Origin of the sequence: Variovorax sp. PDC80, from assembly GCF_900115375.1 — a bacterium.
In the GTDB taxonomy this organism is placed as follows: Bacteria; Pseudomonadota; Gammaproteobacteria; order Burkholderiales; family Burkholderiaceae_C; genus Variovorax.
In genome coordinates this window covers 313,027-331,608 of record NZ_FOWG01000006.1, presented here as the reverse complement: position 1 = coordinate 331,608, position 18,582 = coordinate 313,027, and the positions used below count along the sequence as shown (strand labels likewise).

The following is an 18,582-nucleotide window of genomic DNA, read 5'->3' as shown; positions in this document are numbered from 1 at the left end:
GGGGTTCATGCGGTTTCTTCGTTGAGGTAGGCGCGATCGATGGCGGCGGGACGACCGGCGGCGTCGACCGCCACCATCTCGAACACGCCCTTGAGGACTTCTTCGGCTGGCGCGCCCGGCACGTCGGCCAGGCCGGTCACGCACACGGTCATCGAACTGCGGCCGATGCGACTGACCCAGCCGCGCAGCAGCAGCTGGTGGCCCACCGGCACCGGCGCGAGGAAGTCGACGCCGGTCACGCCGGCCATCACCACCTCGCGCTGCGCCAGGCCGCGCGCGGCCAGGAAGGCGGCCTTGGTCATCAGTTGCAGGCCCTGCCCGGCGAACAGCGTGCCGCGGTGGTTGGCATGCACCGGCAGCACCAGTTCGCGCAGTTCGGTCGTTCCAGTGGGTGTTGTCATGCTTCGCAATCTACGCAGAGAATGCGGTTTGCAGAAGGACTGAAAAGGCAAATTCTTGCGAACCCCAATCCTCCAATTTGCAAATTTTGCGAATTTCCCCGCATTCGCAGCAAAGGCGAAACGATGAAGAAGACATTCATGGGCGTGCGCCTGCGCAGCCTGCGCGCGGAGCGCGGCCTGTCGCAGGTGGCGCTGGCCAATGCGCTGGAGCTGTCGCCCAGCTACCTCAACCAGCTCGAGCAGAACCAGCGGCCGCTGACGGTGGCGGTGCTGCTCAAGATCAGCCGCGCGCTCGGCGTCGACATCCAGCAGTTCTCCGAGGACGAGGAGGCGCGGCTGGTGGCCGGCATGCGCGAGGCGCTGGCCGATGCCGCCGAGCCGGTGGCGCTGCCCGAGCTGCAGGAGGTGGCGGCGCAGATGCCCGCGCTGGGCCGCGCGCTGCTGGCCCTGCACCGCCGCAACATCGAGGCGATGGAGCAGCTCGAGACCATGGCGCTGCGCCTGGGCGACGAGCGCTCGGGCCTGGCCGCGCCGCGCGCCATGCCCTTCGAGGTGGTGCGCGACTTCTTCTTCGCGCACCAGAACCATTTCGACACCCTCGACCGCGCGGCCGAGGCGCTGGCGCGGGAAGCGCAGCAGGCGCAGGCCGCGCCGGGCGCGCGCGAGCACGGCGGCCATCTCGCCGAATGGCTGATCGAGCGGCTGCGCCAGCGCCATGGCGTGCGCGTGCTGCTGACCGACGACACCGAGGTCAGCAAGCGCCGCTACGACGCCGCGCAGCGCAGCCTGCGGCTGTCGCCCGCGCTCGAGCCTGGTCAGCAGGCCTTTCAGCTCGGCACCCAGCTCGCGCTGCTCGAGCTCGGCGCGGCGATCGACGCGCTGGTCGACGCACCGCCCTTCACCGAGGACCCGGCCTCGCGCAAGCTCGCGCGCATCGGCCTCGCCAACTACTTCGCGGGCGCCCTGCTGCTGCCCTACGGCGCCTTCCTCGAGGCCGCGGAATCGCTGCGCTACGACATCGACCTGCTCGGCCAGCGCTTCGGCGTCGGCTTCGAGACCGTGTGCCACCGGCTCAGCACGCTGCAACGGGTGGGCGCGCCCGGCGTGCCCTTCTTCTTCGTGCGCGTGGACAAGGCCGGCAACATCTCCAAGCGCCAGTCGGCCACGCACTTCCACTTCAGCCGCACCGGCGGCACCTGCCCGCTGTGGAACGTGTACGAGGCCTTCGCGCAGCCCGAGCGCATCCTGCCGCAGCTCGCGCGCATGCCCGACGGGCGCCGCTACCTGTGGATCGCGCGCTCGGTCTCGCGCGGGCAGCGCGGTTATGGTTCGCCGCGCAAGACCTTCTCGATCGGACTGGGCTGCGACATCCGCCATGCGCCGCGGCTGGTGTATGCGAAGGGGCTCGACCTGCAGGACCCCGAGGCCGCCACGCCGATCGGCATGGGCTGCAAGGTCTGCGAACGCGAGCGCTGCCCGCAGCGCGCCTTTCCGTTCATCGGCGAGGCGCTGGACGTGGACGAGAACCAGAGCCGGTTCGCGCCCTATGGGTTCGAGCGCTAGCGACGATCGCGTGCGACGCGATCGTCGTGCCCCGGGTCACTTGTCGAAATAGCCGGCCTTGATGGTCGAGCCGATGAGGTTCACGATGAGACGACCGGCCGTCACCAGGGTCAGCTTGCTTGCGTTGTCCTTCGAGGGCTGGATCTCCACGATGTCCATGCCCACGACGCGACCCTTCCTAACCAGGCCATGTATCAGCTTTCGCACCTGCAGGAAGTCCATGCCCCCAGGTGCCGGTCCGTCGACGGCGGGCATGATCGTCGGGTCCATGCCGTCGGCGTCGATCGACAGGTAGTAGTTGCCGCCATCGGGAATCCGCGCCAGCACGGCGTCGATGCCGATGTCGTGCAATTCGTAGGCGCTGATGAGCTCGGCCCCGTAGCGGCGCGCGGTCTCGTAGTCCTCGGGGCGACCGCTGCCTTGCGCGCGCAATCCGATCTGCACGATGCGCACCACATGCTTCATTTCCGATGCCCGGCGGATGGGGCTGGACAACCCGTCCTTGACACCGTTGACGTCGTCGCGCCAGTCCAGGTGCGCATCCACGTGCACCAGCGTGATCGGCCCGCTCTCGCTGTAGGCGCGAAGCACCGGCGTGGTGATGCCGTGGTCGCCGCCGAGCACGATCGGAAGGCCTCCGCCCTTGAGGATCTGGCGCACCGCCAGTTCCACGCGCCGATAGTGGTCACCGGGCTTGCCGAGGTCGGGGATCACGTCGCCGCAGTCCACGAAGCGGATGTCGGAGCGTCCTTGCAGCAGGGGCCCGTCGATGTCGAAGTCGAAGTGGCCAGGCGCGCGAACGATGCGGTCGGTGACGTCGCGAATGGCCTGAGGTGCATTCGTCTGGTCGTTGGTGAAGGACCGCGCGCCATAGGCCGAGCCGAAGGGCATGCCGATCACGGCGATGTCGGCCTTCAGGTTGTCCAGGTCCGTCACCAGCTCGGAATAGAGCAGGGTCGCATGTCCGGTGCGCGGGGGAACGGTCAGTTTTTCCATCAGTATCTCCAGGGTGAGTCGGTGTGTTGTTGCAGTTCGGGACGCGTGTCAGCGATGGCTCCAGCGGCGCACTCGCGTTTCCATCGCATGGCCGAGCGTTTCCATGAGGACGCTGCAGCCCCAATAGATCAGCGCCGTGGTACCGAGCACTTCCAGGTACGCGAAGGTGTCGGCGGTCTTCAGGTTGCTTTGGTAAGTCAGCTCCGGAAGGCTCATCACCGAGAAGACGGCGGAGTCCTTGAACATCATGATCGTGAGGCTCACCGTCGGCGGAAGCAGGAAGCCGAAGATCTGCGGCACCACGATGAGCCGCTGTACATGCCAGGTGCTCATGCCCAGCGCTTTCGCCGCTCGAAGCTGCCCCGCCGGAACACTGCGCAAAGCGGCCCGAAGGATTTCGCAGAAATAGCCGCCGGTGTAGAAGGCCGTCGTGCCGATCGCGATGTAGAAGGCGGAGGCCAGTAGGCCGAGCTTCGGAAGTCCGAAGAACGACAGGTACACCAGGATCAGAAACGGGATGTTGCGCACCAGCTCGACGTAGCCGAGTGCCACGGCGCGCAGGGCTCGGTGGCTCGAATCCGCCATGTAGGCGGCAACGACACCCAGTGCGATGCCCAGCGGGATGCCGGCGCCGCTGACCTGGGCCGTCACCTTCAAGCCCTGCCAAAGAGCGGGAGCCGATTCTCGAACGATGCCGAAGTCAATGGACATTGGGAAGCATCCTGGCGAAGCGCCGCTCGATGCCGCGAGACAACGATGAGGCACACAGCAGCATGAGGAAATAGACCACCGCGGTCGCGGCGAACACCTGTAGCGGCAGGTCGCTCTGCAAGGTGGCGTTGCGCGCGACGGTCGCCAGGTCGTTGACCGCGATGATCGAAAGCAACGAGGACGCCTTGAGCAGCACCGTGAACTCGTTCGTCAGTGGCGGGATCGAGCGATGCAGCATCTGCGGCAGCAAGACCTGCACCCAGACATGCCAGGGCTGCATGCCCAGGGCCTTGGCCGCGGCGGTCTGGCCGCGCGGAATGGTCGACAGGGCGGCCCGCATGATCTCGCTGCCATACGCGGCCGTGTTCAACGCCAAGGCCAGGATGCCGGCCGCGATCGGCGAGATGGTCACGTCGAGCACGCCCGGAATGACGTAGTAGGCGATGAGCAACTGAATCAGCAGAGGCGTGCCGCGTATGGCGCTCACGTAGGTTGCCACCGCCCATCGGGCGACGGCGCCTCCCCCGACACGGAGCACGAGCAGCGCAAGGCCGATGGCAACGCCTGCGGCAAAAGCGAGGGTGCTGCAGAAAAGCGTGACGCCCGCGCCCTGGAGCACGCCGTCATAGAGCGGGCGCAGCGCCCCGCCCGCGGTCAGCCAGTCGATCATCGAGCGGCTCGCTTACAGCGCGCCCTTGGGCAGGTAGTCGGACGTCGGCAGCGTCAAGGTTTCTCCGAACCACTTCTTCTGCAGTTCGCCGAGCTTTCCGTTCGCGCGCATCTCTTCCAGCGTGGTGTTGATGAAGCTGCGGATCTCCTCGTCCTTGGGGTTGGCGACCCAGGCCAGCAACCGGGGCGAGCCGATTTCACCGACCGACTTGAAGGCGTTCGGCTGGCGGCGCATCTGCACGCCGAGGACGTTCGAGGGCAAAACGCCTACGTCGAGCGTGCCGTTGCTGAGCGCGACGCTGACGTCGGGATACGCCTGGAGCAGCTTCAACTCGGCATAGCCCTTGCCATGCTTCTCCTTGAGCTGTCGATCGAATTCTTGGGCCACCGGTTGTGCCTGCGATCCCATCTGCGTGCCAACGATCTTTCCCGCCAGGTCTTCCGGTTGATTCACGCCCTTGCTGGTGTTGCTCACCACAAGCATCGAACGGACGATGCCGATCGGACGGCTGAAGGCGAAGCGCTTCGCCCGCTCTTCCGTGATGCCTACGCTCGTCGCGACGAAGTCGAAGCGGCGCGACATCAAGCCCGGCAGCAGTCCCTGAAACGGCAGATTGAGCTGAACCAGCTTGACGCCCAACTTGGCCGCCATGTAGTCCAGCACATCGCGGCCATAGCCCACCACGACGCCGTTCTCGACGAATTCATACGGTTCGTACGCCGCTTCCGTTCCGACCGTCAGTTGGCCGCGTGCCTTGATTTCGGCGAGGCTTCCGCCTTCGGCCAGCGCGGCTGTGGACATGCAGGCCAGCACCGTGGCCACAGCCAGGGTCTTCAAAGAATTTCTTCGAATCGAATCGATCATGGTGCCAGCTCCAGGTGGGGTGATTGGGTCTGGAGCGGAATCTATCGATCGTTCAGTGCGATGAAAAATGATTCTTTTGATATCAAGGTTTCGAGAATCGATACCTTCAGTTGGTGAACGGGCTCGATCCGCTGGATCGAATCGGACCTTCGATGGCCGGTTCAGGCGTCCGTGGCTCCGGCATGGAGTCCCCTCAACACCTCGAGAAAAAGCTTCGCGCGTTGTGTGAGTGGACGAGAGGCTTCGGTGATCGCGCAGATCGTGTTCTCGAAGACGGGCCCCGACGTCAATGCGACGAGCGAATGTCGCTTCGCTACCAGCTTCGCGTAGTGTTCGGGAAGCAACCCGGCATAGTTGCCCGTTGCCACCAACACGCCGATAGCCTCCAGTCCACCGACGTCGGGCCCGCGCTCGAAGCCATGCTCCGCGATGGCCTGCTCCACGAAGGGATGAGGGCGGTACACGAGCGGGAGCAGGCGCCTGCGTCCCCGTGCGCCTTCCTTGCTGACGTAGACGCGGTGCACTTCGACAAAAAGCTTCTGGTAGTCGAACACCCGGTCCTTCTTGTACATGCCCCGGATCGCCACTTCGACCCGCCGCTCTCGCAAGGCATCGTTCAACTGGGCGAAGTTCATCACCGTCAGCTCCGGCTGGACGCCCGACGCGCGTCGTCGCAGCGTGGCCAGTGCTTCGGGGATGCGGCAGTGATCGTGAGTGATGACGTGCTCGGTCATTCCGATCGACAAAGTACCTGACAGCACGCCCCTCACCGCGTCGATCTCGGGGCGGATGCGCTCCAGCGACTTGAGCGCATTGGAGGCGAGATCCACCGCCACGATCCCGGCTGCGCTGAGTTTGAAGCCGCCTGGCCCGCGCTCGCAAAGCCGCACGCCCAAGCGCTCCTCGACCTCGCGAACGTGACGACTGATCGAGGCCTTCGACAGATTCAGCCGGTGTTCGGCGGCAGCAAAGCCGCCTGCCTCCGCCACGGCGCAAAAGATGCGCAGCGAGCGCAGATCTCGTTCATTGAAGTCAAGGTGGGGCATTCAGAAAGTATCACTTTCTGGAACCATCACGTCAAAAGAATCGTTTTTCTAACGACAGGCCGATGACTAGAGTCCCGCCCATTCCCACCTCGCCTGAGGCAAAAACCATGATGAACACCTGTAGACGCACCGAGAGGGAAACCTCGTTCGCGGCATCCATTGCCGCTTGCTTGCCGAGCCTTGCACGGGCCCGCGTGATGCGTCGGCCGGCATCGAGCATCGGGAACGACTTCGATCATGGCCGCTGATTCCTCGCCGCGGATCGATTCGACCGCCAAGCCGCTCATTCGCTTCGAAGGCGTGGAGAAGCGATACGGGACGTCGGTGGTGTTGGACGACCTGAATCTGGACGTTCACGAGGGCGAGAAGCTGTCGCTGATCGGCCCCAGCGGTTCGGGCAAGACGACGATCCTGCGCATCTTGATGACGCTGGAGAAGATCGAAGGCGGCCATGTCTGGATCGACGGCGCGCCGCTGTGGCACATGCCGAGGAACGGCCAGCTCGTCCCTGCCGATGAGCGGCACCTCGGGCGCATGCGCGCTTCGATCGGGATGGTCTTTCAGCACTTCAACCTGTTTCCGCACATGACCGCGGGACAGAACGTCTCCCGGCCTCAACAGATTGTGAAAGGCCTGGACAAGACGACCGCGGATCGAGTGGCTCGGGAGCTTCTCGATCGGGTGGGCCTCGCAGCCAAGGCCGACAGCTATCCGTCCATGCTCTCGGGCGGTCAGAAGCAGCGGGTCGCGATCGCGCGCGCACTCGCCATGGAGCCGCGAATCATGCTGTTCGACGAGGTGACGTCGGCACTCGACCCGGAGGTGGTGGACGAAGTCCTGCAGGTGCTCCGGAACATTTCATTGGAAAGCCGCATGACGATGCTCATGGTGACCCATGAAATGAACTTCGCGCGGGAGTTCTCGGACCGCGTCCTCTTTCTCGATGGCGGAAGGATCGTCGAGCAGGGTCCTCCGGACCAACTTTTCCACGCGCCTCGCGAACCCCGTACCAAGTCCTTTCTCAAGAAGATCGCAGCCGCCGGACAGCGTGTCGACTAATTTTCATGGAGTTGCTCAAATGCTGAAGTTCATTGCTCTCGCGCTCACGGCGCTCGTCTCTTTCTCGCCGTCGTGGGTGACGGCACAGGCACAGCCCAAGGTGAAGGAAAAGATCGTCGTGGGCCTTGCCCACGAGCCGCCATACACCAACTTTCAAGCCGGCGGAGCACTCAGTGGCGCAGCACCTGATCTCCTCTTTCGGATCATGAAAGATTTCGGCGTGAAGGAGCTCGACCCAAAGGTCCTGGAATTCGGCGCGATGATTCCGAGTCTGCAGGCCGGCCGCGTGGACGTCATCTCCACTGGCTTGTACATCAATCCAATGCGATGCAAGGCGGTGTTGTTCTCCGAGCCTGATCTTTGCACGGCCGAGGGATTCATCGTGCCGAAGGGAAATCCGAAGTCTCTCAACTCGTTTTCGGATGTGGCGGTCAACGACAACATTCGCTATGGAGTCTGCGGAGGCTGCTCCGCCGAGAAGCGCGCCACCGAACTCGGCGTTGCTAGAAACCGGATCACGATTGCGCCCGATCATCAAAGCGGAATCAAGATGCTCCTGGACGGTCGGATCGATGTCTACGCCGCGCCCGATCTGGCACTGCGTTCCGCTGCCGAAGCCATGGGCGTGACAGACCGATTCGAGGTCCGCCCCGTTGCAGGCGAACCGGCCAAGTGCTCGGGCATTGCGTTCAGGAATGATCAGCGGGAACTGCGTGATCTGGTGGATAGGAAGCTGGAGGCGCTCAAGCAGTCTGGCGAGTACGACAAGATCGTTTCGAAGTACGGGTTCGATTCGAAGCTGGCCAGGACGGCCAAGCGCGCGGACCTGTGCGGCGGGGCCAACTAGGGAGCTGGCGGCATGGAGCCACAAAGCGCTATCGATATCGTTGGGAAGTTCGCGCAAGCGACCTTCGTGACTGTCCAGATCACCTTGGGCGCCGGCCTTGTTGCATGGCTGGTGGCGTTCGCCGCAGGGTTGTGCAAGCTCTCGGAATCTCGCCTCGTCAATTGGCCGGTCACGGCTATCGTGGAAGCGGTTCGTGGCACCTCGTGCTATGTGCAACTGTTCTGGCTGTATTTCGTCTTGCCCTTCATGGGAGTCGAGATCAGCGCGATGACCGTCGCCATACTGGCCATCGGCTTGAACGTCGGCTGCTACGGTTCCGAGGTGGTGAGGAGTTCCATCCTGGCCGTGCCCCGCGGGCTGCGGGAGGCGGCGCGGGCGCTGAACATGAGCCACACGCAGACGATGGTGAACGTCGTTCTGCCCGATGCGTTTCCGCGAATGCTTCCTCCCATGTGCAACCTCATGGTCGATCTCTTGAAGATCACGCCGCTGGTTTCGCTTGTGACCATCGCCGACCTCACCTTCCTGGGACAGATCTACCGGCAGGAAGCCGGAAGCCCGCTCCAGGCCTTCGGCATTCTCCTGGTCATCTACTTCTTGCTGTCGTCCTTGATCATCCACGGCTTCAGGCGCGCCGAGATCTGGGCCAGCAAGGGCTTCGAAGGGACGCGCGGATGATGCTCTGGGATCCACAAACCGCCGCCGAGGTGGTGCCGAGGCTTCTGCGGGGTCTTGCCGTGACGGGACAGGTGACCTTGCTGGCCACGATCCTGGCGCTGTGCGTAGGCCTTGCCTTGGCGGTTGCCTCGCGCATGCCTTCTTTTCTCGTGCGCAAACTCGCTCATGGATTCATGGAAGCCGCGCGACGTACGCCCCTGTTGATCCAACTCTTCTTTGCGTTCTATGTACTGCCTGAAGTCGGACTCCGCCTCGATGCAGTCGTTTGCGGCGTGCTCGTTCTCGGCCTGCACGTCGGCTGCTACATGGCAGAGGTCTACCGGGCTGGAATCGACGGGGTGAGCCGTGGGCAATGGGAGGCGGCCAGGGCTCTCAACTACTCGATGTACCGGCAGTGGACGGAAGTGGTCTTGCCGCAAGCCATACCGCCGATGATTCCCGCCTTGGGAAATTATCTGATCCTGATGTTCAAGGAAAGCGCCTTGCTCTCGGCAATCGCTGTGCTCGATCTGATGGGGGAGGCACGTGTCTTCTCGAACGAGAGTTATCGCTACGTCGAACCGATGACATTGGTCGGCGTCTTCTATCTCGCGATCAGCATCTCGAGCGCGATTGCGATTCGGTACCTCGAGTACAGGATATCCCGGTCAAGAAAACTCTCCTGACAAGGAGCGACTCATGTTTGATTCCTACAGCCACGCCCATGAACTCCTGGCGCACGCGGGCGTCGTCGAGACTCACTACCATGTCGGCCCCGAGCTTGTTGCTCGTCGTTACGACGTCCAATCGCTTGCGGAGGCTGCTCGCCCGTTCGCAGCCGTACTGGTACTGAAGAACCACACCTTCTCCACCACGCCACTGGCGTCACTCGCACGTGCTCGCCATGGAGTGAGGTTCTACGGTGGCGTTGTTCTCAACAGCTACGTTGGAGGGCTCAACCCGGCAGCCATATCAGGGGCGGTTTCAGGCAACAAGGCGGAGGTCCAGAACGCGCAGCCGGACAACGCACCGATCGTCGTGTGGATGCCGACCGTGGACTCCGTCTCCCACGTCAAGACCCATGGTTTCGGATTCGATCCGAATTGGTCGGGCTGCTGCGGGTCACAGCCCTCCGCGCTCTCGGCGGATGATCTTGGCGGGCGTGAACTCGTCGTTGCGTTCACCGAAGACCTGCGTCCCACGCCCGGGCTCCTGGAGGTGCTGGGCACCATTGCCCGGCACGGCTGCGTGCTGGCGACGGGTCATCTTTGCGCGGCGGAGATCATGGAGCTGGTGCCGCTGGCAATTTCATTGGGTGTCGGAAAGATCATCGTCACGCACCCGCACTATCCGGCCGTCGGTCTGACCGACGAGCAACTCTGCTCGCTCGTTCAGTACGACGGGGTCTACGTGGAGCATTGTTTTGCCATCCACACACAGGACGGGGTTGACCTGAACAGGTTTGCCGATTCAATCCGGGCCACCGGTCCAGGCAGGGTGCTGCTTTCCACGGATTTCGGACAGGTCAACAGCGACGCATTTCCGGCCGGAACCGTGATCTACGCCTTGGAGCTTGGAAAGCTCTTGCGCGATTCCATGAGCCTTTCGGATTTCATGTCGATGTTCTCCTCCAACGGCCACGCTGCATTGGGCATTTCCCCTTTCGCCCGTTGACGATCGAAGAGCCCCGGACCGAGCTCTCCGGCCGTCATCAGGTGGATGCCAGATGTCCAGACGTTCACGCGCGGACGCCGTCCGACGGCTTTTCGGGGCGTGCGCCTGCGCCGTTGCATGTCCCCGGAACCCGCTTGGCGTTCCGGAAAAAAAGCGCCCCGCGTTACGTAACGCGCGGCGAAAAGCGGTGTTACGCATGTTCCCGCCGCGTGTTACCCCAATTGCGAAAAGTCTTTTGAATCAACGAGATAAGTCGATCACGGTGCCGTAACAAAGGCCTGCCATGGCGGCAGCGCGAAGGCGGCACGCATGTTGCCCCTGTAGGCCATATCTTTGTCACAGAGGCCGCCATGACTACAACAGAATCATCGACTCCGACGACCCCTGGCACCACCGTAAACGGTGGGGCGCCCGTGGTCCTCGCTCAAGCCACCGCCTCGCCGATCGCCCCGATGGGCGCGACCGCGGCAGTACCCTCCTCGGCACCCGCGGCCGCCGCACCCGCCAGCATCGGATCGCTATCGAATGCGACGCCCGGCACGACCATCGTGCGCGACGGCGTGAGCATCCCGGTGGACGGCAACCAGTCGCTGATCGCCGGCGACCGCGTGATCGTTCCCGATGGCGGCCAGGCCAATGTGCTGTTCCCCGGCTCGGCCACCAACAAGGCGCCGCTGGCCGGCGTCTTCGCGGGCGGCACCGATGCCACCGTCACGTCGACCAAGCTGCCGGGCGGCCTCGAGCAGGTGAATGTCGACGTGGCCTCGGGCGACCTCGCCGTCACCCCGCCCGATGCCGACGCCGATGCGGCGGCGCTGGCCGTTACCAAGAAGCTCGCCACCGGCGGCGGCCTCGGCGTCGGCGAGTTCGCGCTCGGCGCGCTGGGCGGCATCGCACTGGCCGCGGCCCTGGGCGGCGGCGGCAGCGATTCGAGCGTTCCCTTCTTCATTCCCGGTGTCGGCGATTCCGATGCGGATGCCGATGCGGACGCGGATGCCGACGCCGATGCGGACGGCGATGCCGACGCAGACGCGGATGCCGATGCCGATGCGGACGCCGATGCCGATGCGGATGCAGACGCCGATGCGGATGCGGACGCTGACGCGGATGCCGACGCTGACGCCGATGCGGACGCCGACGCCGACGCGGATGCCGACCACCTGCTGGATCCGGGCGACGGCACCGTCGGCCACGTGATCGATGCCGTGGACAACACCCTGGGCCTGGGCGGCGCGCTCCAGACCGTGAAGCCCATCGTCGACAGCGTCACCGACGTGATCGACGACGTGCTCGCGCCGATCGCCGGCAGCGACTTCACGCCCAACGACCCCAACGAGTTCGATCCCGTGGACAACGTGGTCGACCATGTCACCACCAACCTCGGCGGCGTGCTGTCCCCCGTGGTCGACGGCCTGCTGGGCGGCGGCACCACCGGCGCGATCATCGACACGCTCAATGGCCAGGTCGACTACCTGACCGATGCGCTGAACAACATCCTCGAGAACGTGCTGGGCAGCGACGGCCTGCTGGGCGGCGTGACCACCGGCCTGGGCATCGACGGCCTCGTCGACGGCCTGCTGGGCGACGACGGCGTGGTCGGCCAGGTGCTCGACGGCCTGCTCGGCGAGCACAGCCTGCTCGGTGGCCTGCTGGGCGAAGACGGCCTCGTGGGCGGCCTGCTCGGCGACGACGGTCTGGTCGGTGGCCTGATCGGCGAAGGCACCGCGGTCGGCAGCCTGCTCGACACCCTGCTGGGTGACGGCGGCCTGCTCGGCGGCCTGGGCGGCGAAGACGGATTGCTCGGCGGCCTGCTGGGCCCGGCACTCGGCGAAGGCGGCCTGCTCGGTGGCCTGCTGGGCGACGACGGTGCCCTCGGCGGCCTGCTCGGCGAAGACGGCATCGTGGGCAGCCTGCTCGGCGACGACGGCCTGCTGGGCAACCTGCTCGGCAGCGATGGCCTGAGCGGCGGCCTGCTCGGACCCGACGGTCTGGTCGGCAGCCTGCTGGGACCGGATGGCGTGGTCGGCAGCCTGCTGGCCGACGGCCCGCTCGGTGGCCTGCTCGGCGGTGAAGACGGATTGCTCGGCGGCCTGCTGGGTGACGACGGCCTGCTGGGTGGTCTGCTCGGCGACGACGGCCTGCTCGGTGGCGTGCTCGGCGAAGACGGCATCCTCGGCGCCGGTGGCCCGCTCGGCGGCCTGCTGGGCGACGACGGCCTGCTCGGCGGTCTGCTGGCCGATGACGGCTTGCTCGGTGGCCTGCTCGGTGACGACGGCCTGCTCGGCGGCGTGCTGGCCGACGACGGCCTGCTCGGTGGCCTGATCGGCGGCGATGGCCTGCTGGGCGGTCTGCTCGGCGACGAAGGCCTGGTCGGTGGCCTGCTGGGCGACGACGGCCTGCTGGGTGGCCTGCTCGGCGAAGGCGGCATCCTCGGCGGCGTGCTGGGTGAAGACGGCCTGGTGCCGAGCCTGCTCGGCGACGACGGCCTGGTCGGCGGCCTGCTGGGCAGCGACGGCCTCGTGGGCGGCCTGCTCGGTGAAGACGGTCTGCTCGGTGGCTTGCTGGGCGGCGTGCTCGGCGGCATCGGCGGTGGCGGCGGCGGCACCGGTGCCCAACTGCTCGACCCGACCGACAGCATCGTCGGTGGCCTGGTCGACGGCCTCAACGACGGCCTGCTCGGCGAGCTCGGCCTGGGCGACGTGCTCGCCCCGGTGGTCGGCCTGACCGACAGCCTGACCGATACGGTGAGCGGCCTGCTGGGCCCGCTGCTCGGCGACACCTTCACGCCGAACGACCCGAACGTGCTGGATCCGGTGGACGACCTCGTGGGCCAGGTCACCGACGGCCTGGGCGGCCTGCTGAGCCCGCTGACCGACCAGCTGCTGGGCGCCGGTACCACCGACGCACTGCTGGGCGCGGTGGGCACGCAGGTCGACTTCCTGACCGATGGCGTGGCGAATCTGATCGGCGGCGATGGGCTGCTGGGTGGCGTGCTGGGTGACGACGGCCTGCTGGGCGGTCTGCTCGGCGGCGACGGTGGTCTGCTGGGTGGCGTGCTGGGCGACGACGGCCTGCTGGGTGACTTGCTCGGCGGCGACGGCGGCCTGCTGGGTGGCGTGCTGGGTGACGACGGTCTGCTGGGCGGTTTGCTCGGCGGCGACGGTGGTCTGCTGGGTGGCGTGCTGGGCGACGACGGCCTGCTGGGCGGCTTGCTCGGTGGTGACGGCGGTCTGCTGGGTGGCGTCCTGGGCGACGACGGTCTGCTGGGCGGCCTGCTCGGTGGCGACGGTGGTCTGCTGGGTGGCATCCTGGGCGACGACGGTCTGCTGGGCGGCCTGCTCGGCGGTGGCGGCGGCCTGCTGGGTGGCGTCCTCGGCGATGACGGTCTGCTGGGCGGTCTGCTCGGCGGTGACGGTGGCCTGCTGGGTGGCGTCCTGGGTGACGACGGCTTGCTGGGCGGTTTGCTCGGCGGCGACGGTGGCCTGCTGGGTGGCGTGCTAGGCGATGACGGCCTGCTGGGCGGTCTGCTCGGCGGCGACGGTGGTCTCCTGGGTGGCGTCCTGGGTGATGACGGCCTGCTGGGCGGCCTGCTCGGTGGTGACGGTGGCCTCCTGGGTGGTGTCCTGGGCGACGACGGTCTGCTGGGCGGTCTGCTCGGCGGTGACGGCGGCCTCCTGGGTGGCGTCCTCGGCGACGATGGCCTGCTCGGTGGCATCCTGGGTGACGATGGCCTGCTCGGTGGCATCCTGGGTGACGATGGTCTGCTCGGCGGCGTGCTCGGTGGCGACGGTGGCCTGCTCGGCGGCATCCTCGGCGATGACGGCCTTCTCGGCGGTCTGCTGGGCGGCCTGCTCGGCGGTGGTGCCGATGCCAGCGCCTCGGCCAGCCTGATGGTCGCGGCCGATGCGCCGGCCGACGGTGGCCTGCTCGGCGGTCTGCTGGGTGGCGAAGGCGGCCTGCTCGGCGGCATCCTCGGTGACGATGGCCTGCTGGGCGGTCTGCTCGGCGGTGACGGTGGCCTGCTCGGCAGCATCCTCGGCGACGACGGCCTGCTGGGCGGCGTGCTCGGTGGCGACGGCGGCCTGCTCGGTGGCGTCCTGGGCGACGGTGGCCTTCTGGGCGGCGTGCTCGGTGGCGAAGGTGGCCTGCTCGGCGGCATCCTGGGTGACGATGGCCTGCTGGGCGGCGTGCTCGGCGGTGACGGCGGCCTGCTCGGCGGCATCCTGGGTGACGATGGCCTCCTGGGCGGTGTCCTCGGCGGTGACGGCGGCCTGCTCGGCGGCATCCTGGGTGACGACGGCCTCCTGGGCGGCGTGCTCGGTGGCGACGGCGGTCTGCTCGGCGGCATCCTGGGTGACGACGGCCTTCTGGGCGGCGTGCTCGGCGGTGACGGCGGCCTGCTCGGTGGTGTGCTGGGCGACGGCGGCCTGCTGGGTGGCGTGCTCGGCGGTGGCGAAGGCGGCCTGCTTGGTGGCGTCCTCGGCGACGACGGCCTGGTCGGCGGTCTGCTCGGCAACGACGGCCTGGTGGGCAACCTGCTGGGCAGCGACGGTCTGGTCGGTGGCCTGGTGGGTGGCCTGCTCGGCAACGACGGCCTCGTCGGCAGCCTGCTCGGCGCGCTGGGCGGCGACGGTCCGGTGGCCAACATCCTGCAGCCGGTGACCGAGATCGCCAGCGGCCTGAGCGACACCCTCGCTCCGGTGGTCGATACGCTGACCAGCGCCGGCTCCGGTGCCCTGGCCCCGGTGACCGACATCCTGGCCGGCGCGACCGCGGCGGCGGCCCCGGTGGTCGCGACCGTGTCCAATGTGGTCGAGAACGTCGATCACGCGGTGGGCTCGGTGGTCGCCGACGTGGTGACCCCGATCACCAGCCAGGTCGAGCACACGGTGGGCAACGTGGTGACCCCGGTCGCCAACATCCTGCACGGCCTGCTGGGCTGATCGCGCACCGCGGCTCGCGCCGCGGCGCACGACGAGAAGGGGCGGACCGGCGACGGTCGGCCCCTTTTCTCATGGCCCCCCACGGGGCGCGGTCCCGTCAGGCGCTCCCGCGCTCGATCAGCTCGAAACCCAGGTCGCGCTTGCGCGCCGCCGGCGTCTCGCTGCGCAGCCGCTGCACCAGCATGCGCGCGGCCTCCTCGCCCATGCGCACGGTCGGCACCGCGATGGTCGTGAGGCCGGGGTTGAGCTCGCGCGCGATCTCGTAGTCGCCGAAGCCCATGATCGCGAGCTGCTTCGGCACCGCGATGCCCAGCCGCTGGCAGGCCAGCAGCGCGCCCGAGGCCAGCAGGTCGCTCGAGAACAGCAGCAGGTCGCTGTCGGGGAAACGCGCGCGCGCGGCCTCGAGCAGGGTGCTGCCGCTGCCCATGGTGTAGGGCAGGTTCTCCACCACCAGGCTGCGCGGCGCCTGACCCGGGTAGTGACGCGCCATGCCGGTGGTGTAGCCGTCCAGGCGCTCGCGCGCGCGGTCGTCGCCGGGGCGTGCGGCGCCCACGAAGGTGGGATGGCGGTAGCCGCGGCGCTGCGCATAGGCCACGGCCGCAGCCAGCGCCTCTTGGTTCGAGAAGCCCACGAGCTGGTCGATGGGCTTGCGCGTCCAGGCCCAGCTCTCGACCACGGGAATGGCGGCGCGCGCGAGCATCTCGCGCACCGCGTCGGTGTGGCGCGTGCCGACGAGGAAGAAGGCGTCGGGACGGCGGCCCAGCAGGCTGCGCACCACGGCCTCCTCGCGCTCGTGGCTGTAGTCGGTGTGGCCGATGATCACCTGGTAGCCGGCCTGCAGCAGCACGTTCGACAGGCCCTGCAGCGTCTCGGCGAAGACCGAGGCCGCGATCTGCGGGATCACGGCGGCCACCGTCATGCTGCGGTTCGAGGCCAGGTGGCTGGCCGCGAGGTTCTGCACGTAGCGGGTGCTGCGGATCGCCGCCTCCACGCGCTCGCGCGTCTGCGGCGTGCAGCCCTCGGGGTCGCGCAGCACGCGCGACACGGTCTGTGCCGACACGCCCGCCACCTGGGCCACGTCGGCCATGGTGACGGAGTTGGTGCCGAAGCGGCGGCGGCCCTGTCTTTTTTCGGGTTCTGTCATGGGTGGCCCGGATTCTGCCGCCAAGCGCGCCCGGCCACCGCCGCGCTCAAAGCCGCCCGCGCGCGGCGAGGTTGCGCATCAGCGCGCCGATGCCGAAGGTCCACGGCGGAATGCGGTCGCTGCGCCCGACACGGTTGAACAGCGTGCCCAGCCGCTCGGCGCGGATGGCGACGCGGTCGCCCTCGTGGTGGGTGAAGCCGGCGCCGGGCGCGTCGCGGTCCTGGATCGGCGCGAACATGGTGCCGCAGAACAGCAGGATGCCGTCGGGGTACTGGTGGTGCGCGCCCATGGCGTGGCGCACCAGCTCGAGCGGATCGCGGCTGATCCGCGCCATCGAGCTCGAGCCCTCGAGCACGAAGCCGTCCTCGCCTTCCACGCGCAACTCGACCACGGTGGCGCGCAGGTCGTCGATGCCGTAGTGGGCGTCGAACAGGCGGATGAACGGGCCGATGGCGCACGAGGCGTTGTTGTCCTTGGCCTTGCCCAGCAGCAGCGCGCTGCGGCCTTCGAAGTCGCGCAGGTTGACGTCGTTGCCGAGCGCGGCACCGACGGTCCGGCCGCGGCTGTCGACGGCCAGCACGACCTCGGGCTCGGGGTTGTTCCAGGTCGAGCCCGGATGCAGGCCCACCTGCACGCCGGTGCCCACCGAGGCCAGCGGCGCGGCCTTGGTGAAGACCTCGGCGTCGGGTCCGATGCCGACCTCGAGGTACTGCGACCACAGGCCCTGCGCGAGCAGCACCTGCTTGAGCTGCATCGCCTCGGGCGAGCCCGGCACGATGCCCGAGAGGTCGTCGCCGACCACGGCCACCACCTGGCGGCGCACGGCCTCGGCGCGGCTCGCGTCGCCGCGCGCCTGCTCCTCGATCACGCGCTCGACCATGCTGGCCGCGAAGGTCACGCCGGCCGCCTTCACCACCTGCAGGTCGTTGGGCGCGAGCAGATGGCGCCGCGCGGGATCGGGACCGTGCGCGGCGGTGCTCGCGAGCCAGTCGGCCAGCGTGCCGAGCGGCACGCCCTCGGCATCGCGCACCGCGGCGGCCGCGTCCTCGCGCTCGAGCAGCGCCGAGACCGTGGGCGCGAGCGCGCCGATGTCGACCAGCTGGCCTTCGCGCACCGTCACCAGCGTCGGGCCGCCCTGCTCGCCCGGCAACCAGGCGCGGCCCACGAGCAGCGCTTTCTCCGCATCGATGGGAAGCGTGGCCGCGGCATCGACCATGTCGGGAATCGCCTGCATCTCAGCGCCCCTCGAACACGGCCGGACGGCGCGCCTTGAAGGCCGCGCGGCCTTCCTTCGCGTCCTCGGTCGCGAAGCACACGGTCTGCAGGTCGCGTTCGTACTGGATCGCGGTCTCCAGCGGCATCGCATAGGCGGCGCGCAGGTTGGCCTTGGCGGTCTCGACCGCGATCGGCGGGCGGCTCGCGATGGTGGCGGCAATGGCCTGCGCGCGCGCCAGCAGCTCGGTGGCCGGCACCAGCTCGCTCACCAGGCCCCACTGCAGCGCCTGCTGCGCGCTGACGGGATCGCCGCCCATCAGCATCAGCGCGGTGTTCGAGGCGCCGATGCTGTGCGCGAGCATGTACGACATGCCGCCGCCGCCGATCCAGCCGAGCTTGACCTCGGGCGCGCCGAAGCGCGCGTGCTCGGCCGCGATGCGGATGTCGCAGGACATGGCGGTCTCGAGGCCGCCGCCGAGCGCATAGCCGTTGATGGCGCAGACCACGGGCTTGCGCAGCGCGCGGATCGCGTCGCAGTAGTCGGGCCGGTTGCGGAAGGTCCAGGGCGTGTCGTAGCCGTCGAGCTCGGCGATGTCGCTGCCGGCGCAGAAGGCCTTCTCGCCGGCGCCCGTGATGACGACGGCGCGCACGTCGGCGCGCGCGTTGCAGTCCTTCACGTGCGCGACCAGCGCATCGGCCATCTCGGGCGTGACGGCGTTGAGCTTCTCGGGGCGGTTGAGGATCAGGGTCGCGACCTGGTCGCGGACCTCGAAGAGGATGTGGTTCATGGCG

At 67.5% G+C, this 18,582-nt stretch carries 17 protein-coding genes; 7 read left to right on the top strand and 10 right to left on the bottom strand.

What is annotated here, in order from left to right; all coding sequences use genetic code 11:
- Window positions 1-5: 5 nt before the first annotated feature.
- Window positions 6-401 carry an acyl-CoA thioesterase gene (locus BM109_RS19450; RefSeq protein WP_093345738.1) on the bottom strand — a complete coding sequence of 132 codons (396 nt, stop codon included), beginning with the start codon at window positions 399-401 and terminating at the stop codon, window positions 6-8.
- 123 nt (window positions 402-524) lie between these two features.
- Here BM109_RS19450 and BM109_RS19445 point away from each other — a divergent pair, with 123 nt between their 5' ends.
- Window positions 525-1,964 (top strand): short-chain fatty acyl-CoA regulator family protein, encoded by a 1,440-nt coding sequence (locus tag BM109_RS19445; protein WP_093345735.1) that lies wholly within the window; start codon window positions 525-527, stop codon window positions 1,962-1,964.
- Window positions 1,965-2,000: 36 nt separating this feature from the next.
- Here BM109_RS19445 and BM109_RS19440 read toward each other — a convergent pair whose 3' ends face one another.
- From BM109_RS19440 to BM109_RS40780, 6 genes are all read right to left on the bottom strand, one after another.
- A complete protein-coding gene (locus tag BM109_RS19440; protein WP_093345733.1) occupies window positions 2,001-2,960 on the bottom strand; it encodes an agmatinase in 960 nt (319 codons plus the stop codon).
- A gap of 48 nt (window positions 2,961-3,008) precedes the next feature.
- A complete protein-coding gene (locus tag BM109_RS19435; protein ID WP_093345730.1) occupies window positions 3,009-3,671 on the bottom strand; it encodes an amino acid ABC transporter permease in 663 nt (220 codons plus the stop codon).
- Complete coding sequence (locus BM109_RS19430; protein WP_093345727.1) at window positions 3,661-4,341, bottom strand: amino acid ABC transporter permease; 681 nt, start codon at window positions 4,339-4,341, stop codon at window positions 3,661-3,663. Before BM109_RS19430 ends, BM109_RS19435 begins: the two co-directional genes overlap by 11 nt.
- 12 nt (window positions 4,342-4,353) lie before the next feature.
- Window positions 4,354-5,205: a transporter substrate-binding domain-containing protein gene (locus tag BM109_RS19425; RefSeq protein WP_093345725.1), complete on the bottom strand. Its 852-nt coding sequence runs from the start codon at window positions 5,203-5,205 to the stop codon at window positions 4,354-4,356.
- 161 nt (window positions 5,206-5,366) lie between these two features.
- On the bottom strand, window positions 5,367-6,251 hold the full coding sequence (locus BM109_RS19420; RefSeq protein ID WP_093345722.1) for a LysR family transcriptional regulator: 885 nt from the start codon (window positions 6,249-6,251) through the stop codon (window positions 5,367-5,369).
- Window positions 6,252-6,282: 31 nt separating this feature from the next.
- Window positions 6,283-6,471 (bottom strand): hypothetical protein, encoded by a 189-nt coding sequence (locus tag BM109_RS40780; protein WP_143129202.1) that lies wholly within the window; start codon window positions 6,469-6,471, stop codon window positions 6,283-6,285.
- A gap of 17 nt (window positions 6,472-6,488) precedes the next feature.
- On the opposite strand from BM109_RS40780, the gene ehuA reads away from it, so the two are divergent.
- The 6 genes from ehuA (at window position 6,489) to BM109_RS19390 (ending at window position 15,431) form a co-directional block, all read left to right on the top strand.
- On the top strand, window positions 6,489-7,310 hold the full coding sequence (ehuA, locus tag BM109_RS19415; RefSeq protein WP_093345720.1) for an ectoine/hydroxyectoine ABC transporter ATP-binding protein EhuA: 822 nt from the start codon (window positions 6,489-6,491) through the stop codon (window positions 7,308-7,310).
- A 19-nt stretch (window positions 7,311-7,329) separates the two neighbouring features.
- Window positions 7,330-8,157: an ectoine/hydroxyectoine ABC transporter substrate-binding protein EhuB gene (gene ehuB / locus BM109_RS19410; RefSeq protein ID WP_177239391.1), complete on the top strand. Its 828-nt coding sequence runs from the start codon at window positions 7,330-7,332 to the stop codon at window positions 8,155-8,157.
- A 12-nt stretch (window positions 8,158-8,169) separates the two neighbouring features.
- Window positions 8,170-8,835: an ectoine/hydroxyectoine ABC transporter permease subunit EhuC gene (gene ehuC, locus BM109_RS19405; protein ID WP_093345715.1), complete on the top strand. Its 666-nt coding sequence runs from the start codon at window positions 8,170-8,172 to the stop codon at window positions 8,833-8,835.
- Window positions 8,832-9,500 carry an ectoine/hydroxyectoine ABC transporter permease subunit EhuD gene (gene ehuD, locus BM109_RS19400; RefSeq protein WP_256222664.1) on the top strand — a complete coding sequence of 223 codons (669 nt, stop codon included), beginning with the start codon at window positions 8,832-8,834 and terminating at the stop codon, window positions 9,498-9,500. Before ehuC ends, ehuD begins: the two co-directional genes overlap by 4 nt.
- 13 nt (window positions 9,501-9,513) lie before the next feature.
- Window positions 9,514-10,488 carry a DUF6282 family protein gene (locus BM109_RS40775; protein ID WP_143129201.1) on the top strand — a complete coding sequence of 325 codons (975 nt, stop codon included), beginning with the start codon at window positions 9,514-9,516 and terminating at the stop codon, window positions 10,486-10,488.
- Between the two features lie 452 nt (window positions 10,489-10,940).
- Window positions 10,941-15,431, top strand: coding sequence for a hypothetical protein (locus BM109_RS19390; RefSeq protein WP_371268824.1), 4,491 nt, complete (start codon window positions 10,941-10,943; stop codon window positions 15,429-15,431).
- 97 nt (window positions 15,432-15,528) lie between these two features.
- Here BM109_RS19390 and BM109_RS19385 read toward each other — a convergent pair whose 3' ends face one another.
- From BM109_RS19385 to BM109_RS19375, 3 genes are read right to left on the bottom strand one after another with little or no spacing between them, the layout of a single operon-like run.
- Window positions 15,529-16,575 carry a LacI family DNA-binding transcriptional regulator gene (locus tag BM109_RS19385; protein ID WP_093345707.1) on the bottom strand — a complete coding sequence of 349 codons (1,047 nt, stop codon included), beginning with the start codon at window positions 16,573-16,575 and terminating at the stop codon, window positions 15,529-15,531.
- A gap of 46 nt (window positions 16,576-16,621) precedes the next feature.
- Window positions 16,622-17,809 (bottom strand): fumarylacetoacetate hydrolase family protein, encoded by a 1,188-nt coding sequence (locus BM109_RS19380; RefSeq protein WP_093345705.1) that lies wholly within the window; start codon window positions 17,807-17,809, stop codon window positions 16,622-16,624.
- A gap of 1 nt (window position 17,810) precedes the next feature.
- The gene (locus tag BM109_RS19375; protein ID WP_093345702.1) at window positions 17,811-18,578 is read right to left on the bottom strand and encodes an enoyl-CoA hydratase/isomerase family protein; all 768 of its coding nucleotides are present in this window, start codon (window positions 18,576-18,578) and stop codon (window positions 17,811-17,813) included.
- Window positions 18,579-18,582: the final 4 nt, after the last annotated feature.

What these genes read in the sequence shown, in the direction of transcription:
- BM109_RS19450 (WP_093345738.1), bottom strand. Translation starts at nt 401, where the DNA reads ATGACAACACCCACTGGAACGACCGAACTGCGCGAACTGGTGCTGCCG.
- BM109_RS19445 (WP_093345735.1), top strand. Translation starts at nt 525, where the DNA reads ATGAAGAAGACATTCATGGGCGTGCGCCTGCGCAGCCTGCGCGCGGAG.
- BM109_RS19440 (WP_093345733.1), bottom strand. Translation starts at nt 2,960, where the DNA reads ATGGAAAAACTGACCGTTCCCCCGCGCACCGGACATGCGACCCTGCTC.
- BM109_RS19435 (WP_093345730.1), bottom strand. Translation starts at nt 3,671, where the DNA reads ATGTCCATTGACTTCGGCATCGTTCGAGAATCGGCTCCCGCTCTTTGG.
- BM109_RS19430 (WP_093345727.1), bottom strand. Translation starts at nt 4,341, where the DNA reads ATGATCGACTGGCTGACCGCGGGCGGGGCGCTGCGCCCGCTCTATGAC.
- BM109_RS19425 (WP_093345725.1), bottom strand. Translation starts at nt 5,205, where the DNA reads ATGATCGATTCGATTCGAAGAAATTCTTTGAAGACCCTGGCTGTGGCC.
- BM109_RS19420 (WP_093345722.1), bottom strand. Translation starts at nt 6,251, where the DNA reads ATGCCCCACCTTGACTTCAATGAACGAGATCTGCGCTCGCTGCGCATC.
- BM109_RS40780 (WP_143129202.1), bottom strand. Translation starts at nt 6,471, where the DNA reads ATGCTCGATGCCGGCCGACGCATCACGCGGGCCCGTGCAAGGCTCGGC.
- ehuA (WP_093345720.1), top strand. Translation starts at nt 6,489, where the DNA reads ATGGCCGCTGATTCCTCGCCGCGGATCGATTCGACCGCCAAGCCGCTC.
- ehuB (WP_177239391.1), top strand. Translation starts at nt 7,330, where the DNA reads ATGCTGAAGTTCATTGCTCTCGCGCTCACGGCGCTCGTCTCTTTCTCG.
- ehuC (WP_093345715.1), top strand. Translation starts at nt 8,170, where the DNA reads ATGGAGCCACAAAGCGCTATCGATATCGTTGGGAAGTTCGCGCAAGCG.
- ehuD (WP_256222664.1), top strand. Translation starts at nt 8,832, where the DNA reads ATGATGCTCTGGGATCCACAAACCGCCGCCGAGGTGGTGCCGAGGCTT.
- BM109_RS40775 (WP_143129201.1), top strand. Translation starts at nt 9,514, where the DNA reads ATGTTTGATTCCTACAGCCACGCCCATGAACTCCTGGCGCACGCGGGC.
- BM109_RS19390 (WP_371268824.1), top strand. Translation starts at nt 10,941, where the DNA reads ATGGGCGCGACCGCGGCAGTACCCTCCTCGGCACCCGCGGCCGCCGCA.
- BM109_RS19385 (WP_093345707.1), bottom strand. Translation starts at nt 16,575, where the DNA reads ATGACAGAACCCGAAAAAAGACAGGGCCGCCGCCGCTTCGGCACCAAC.
- BM109_RS19380 (WP_093345705.1), bottom strand. Translation starts at nt 17,809, where the DNA reads ATGCAGGCGATTCCCGACATGGTCGATGCCGCGGCCACGCTTCCCATC.
- BM109_RS19375 (WP_093345702.1), bottom strand. Translation starts at nt 18,578, where the DNA reads ATGAACCACATCCTCTTCGAGGTCCGCGACCAGGTCGCGACCCTGATC.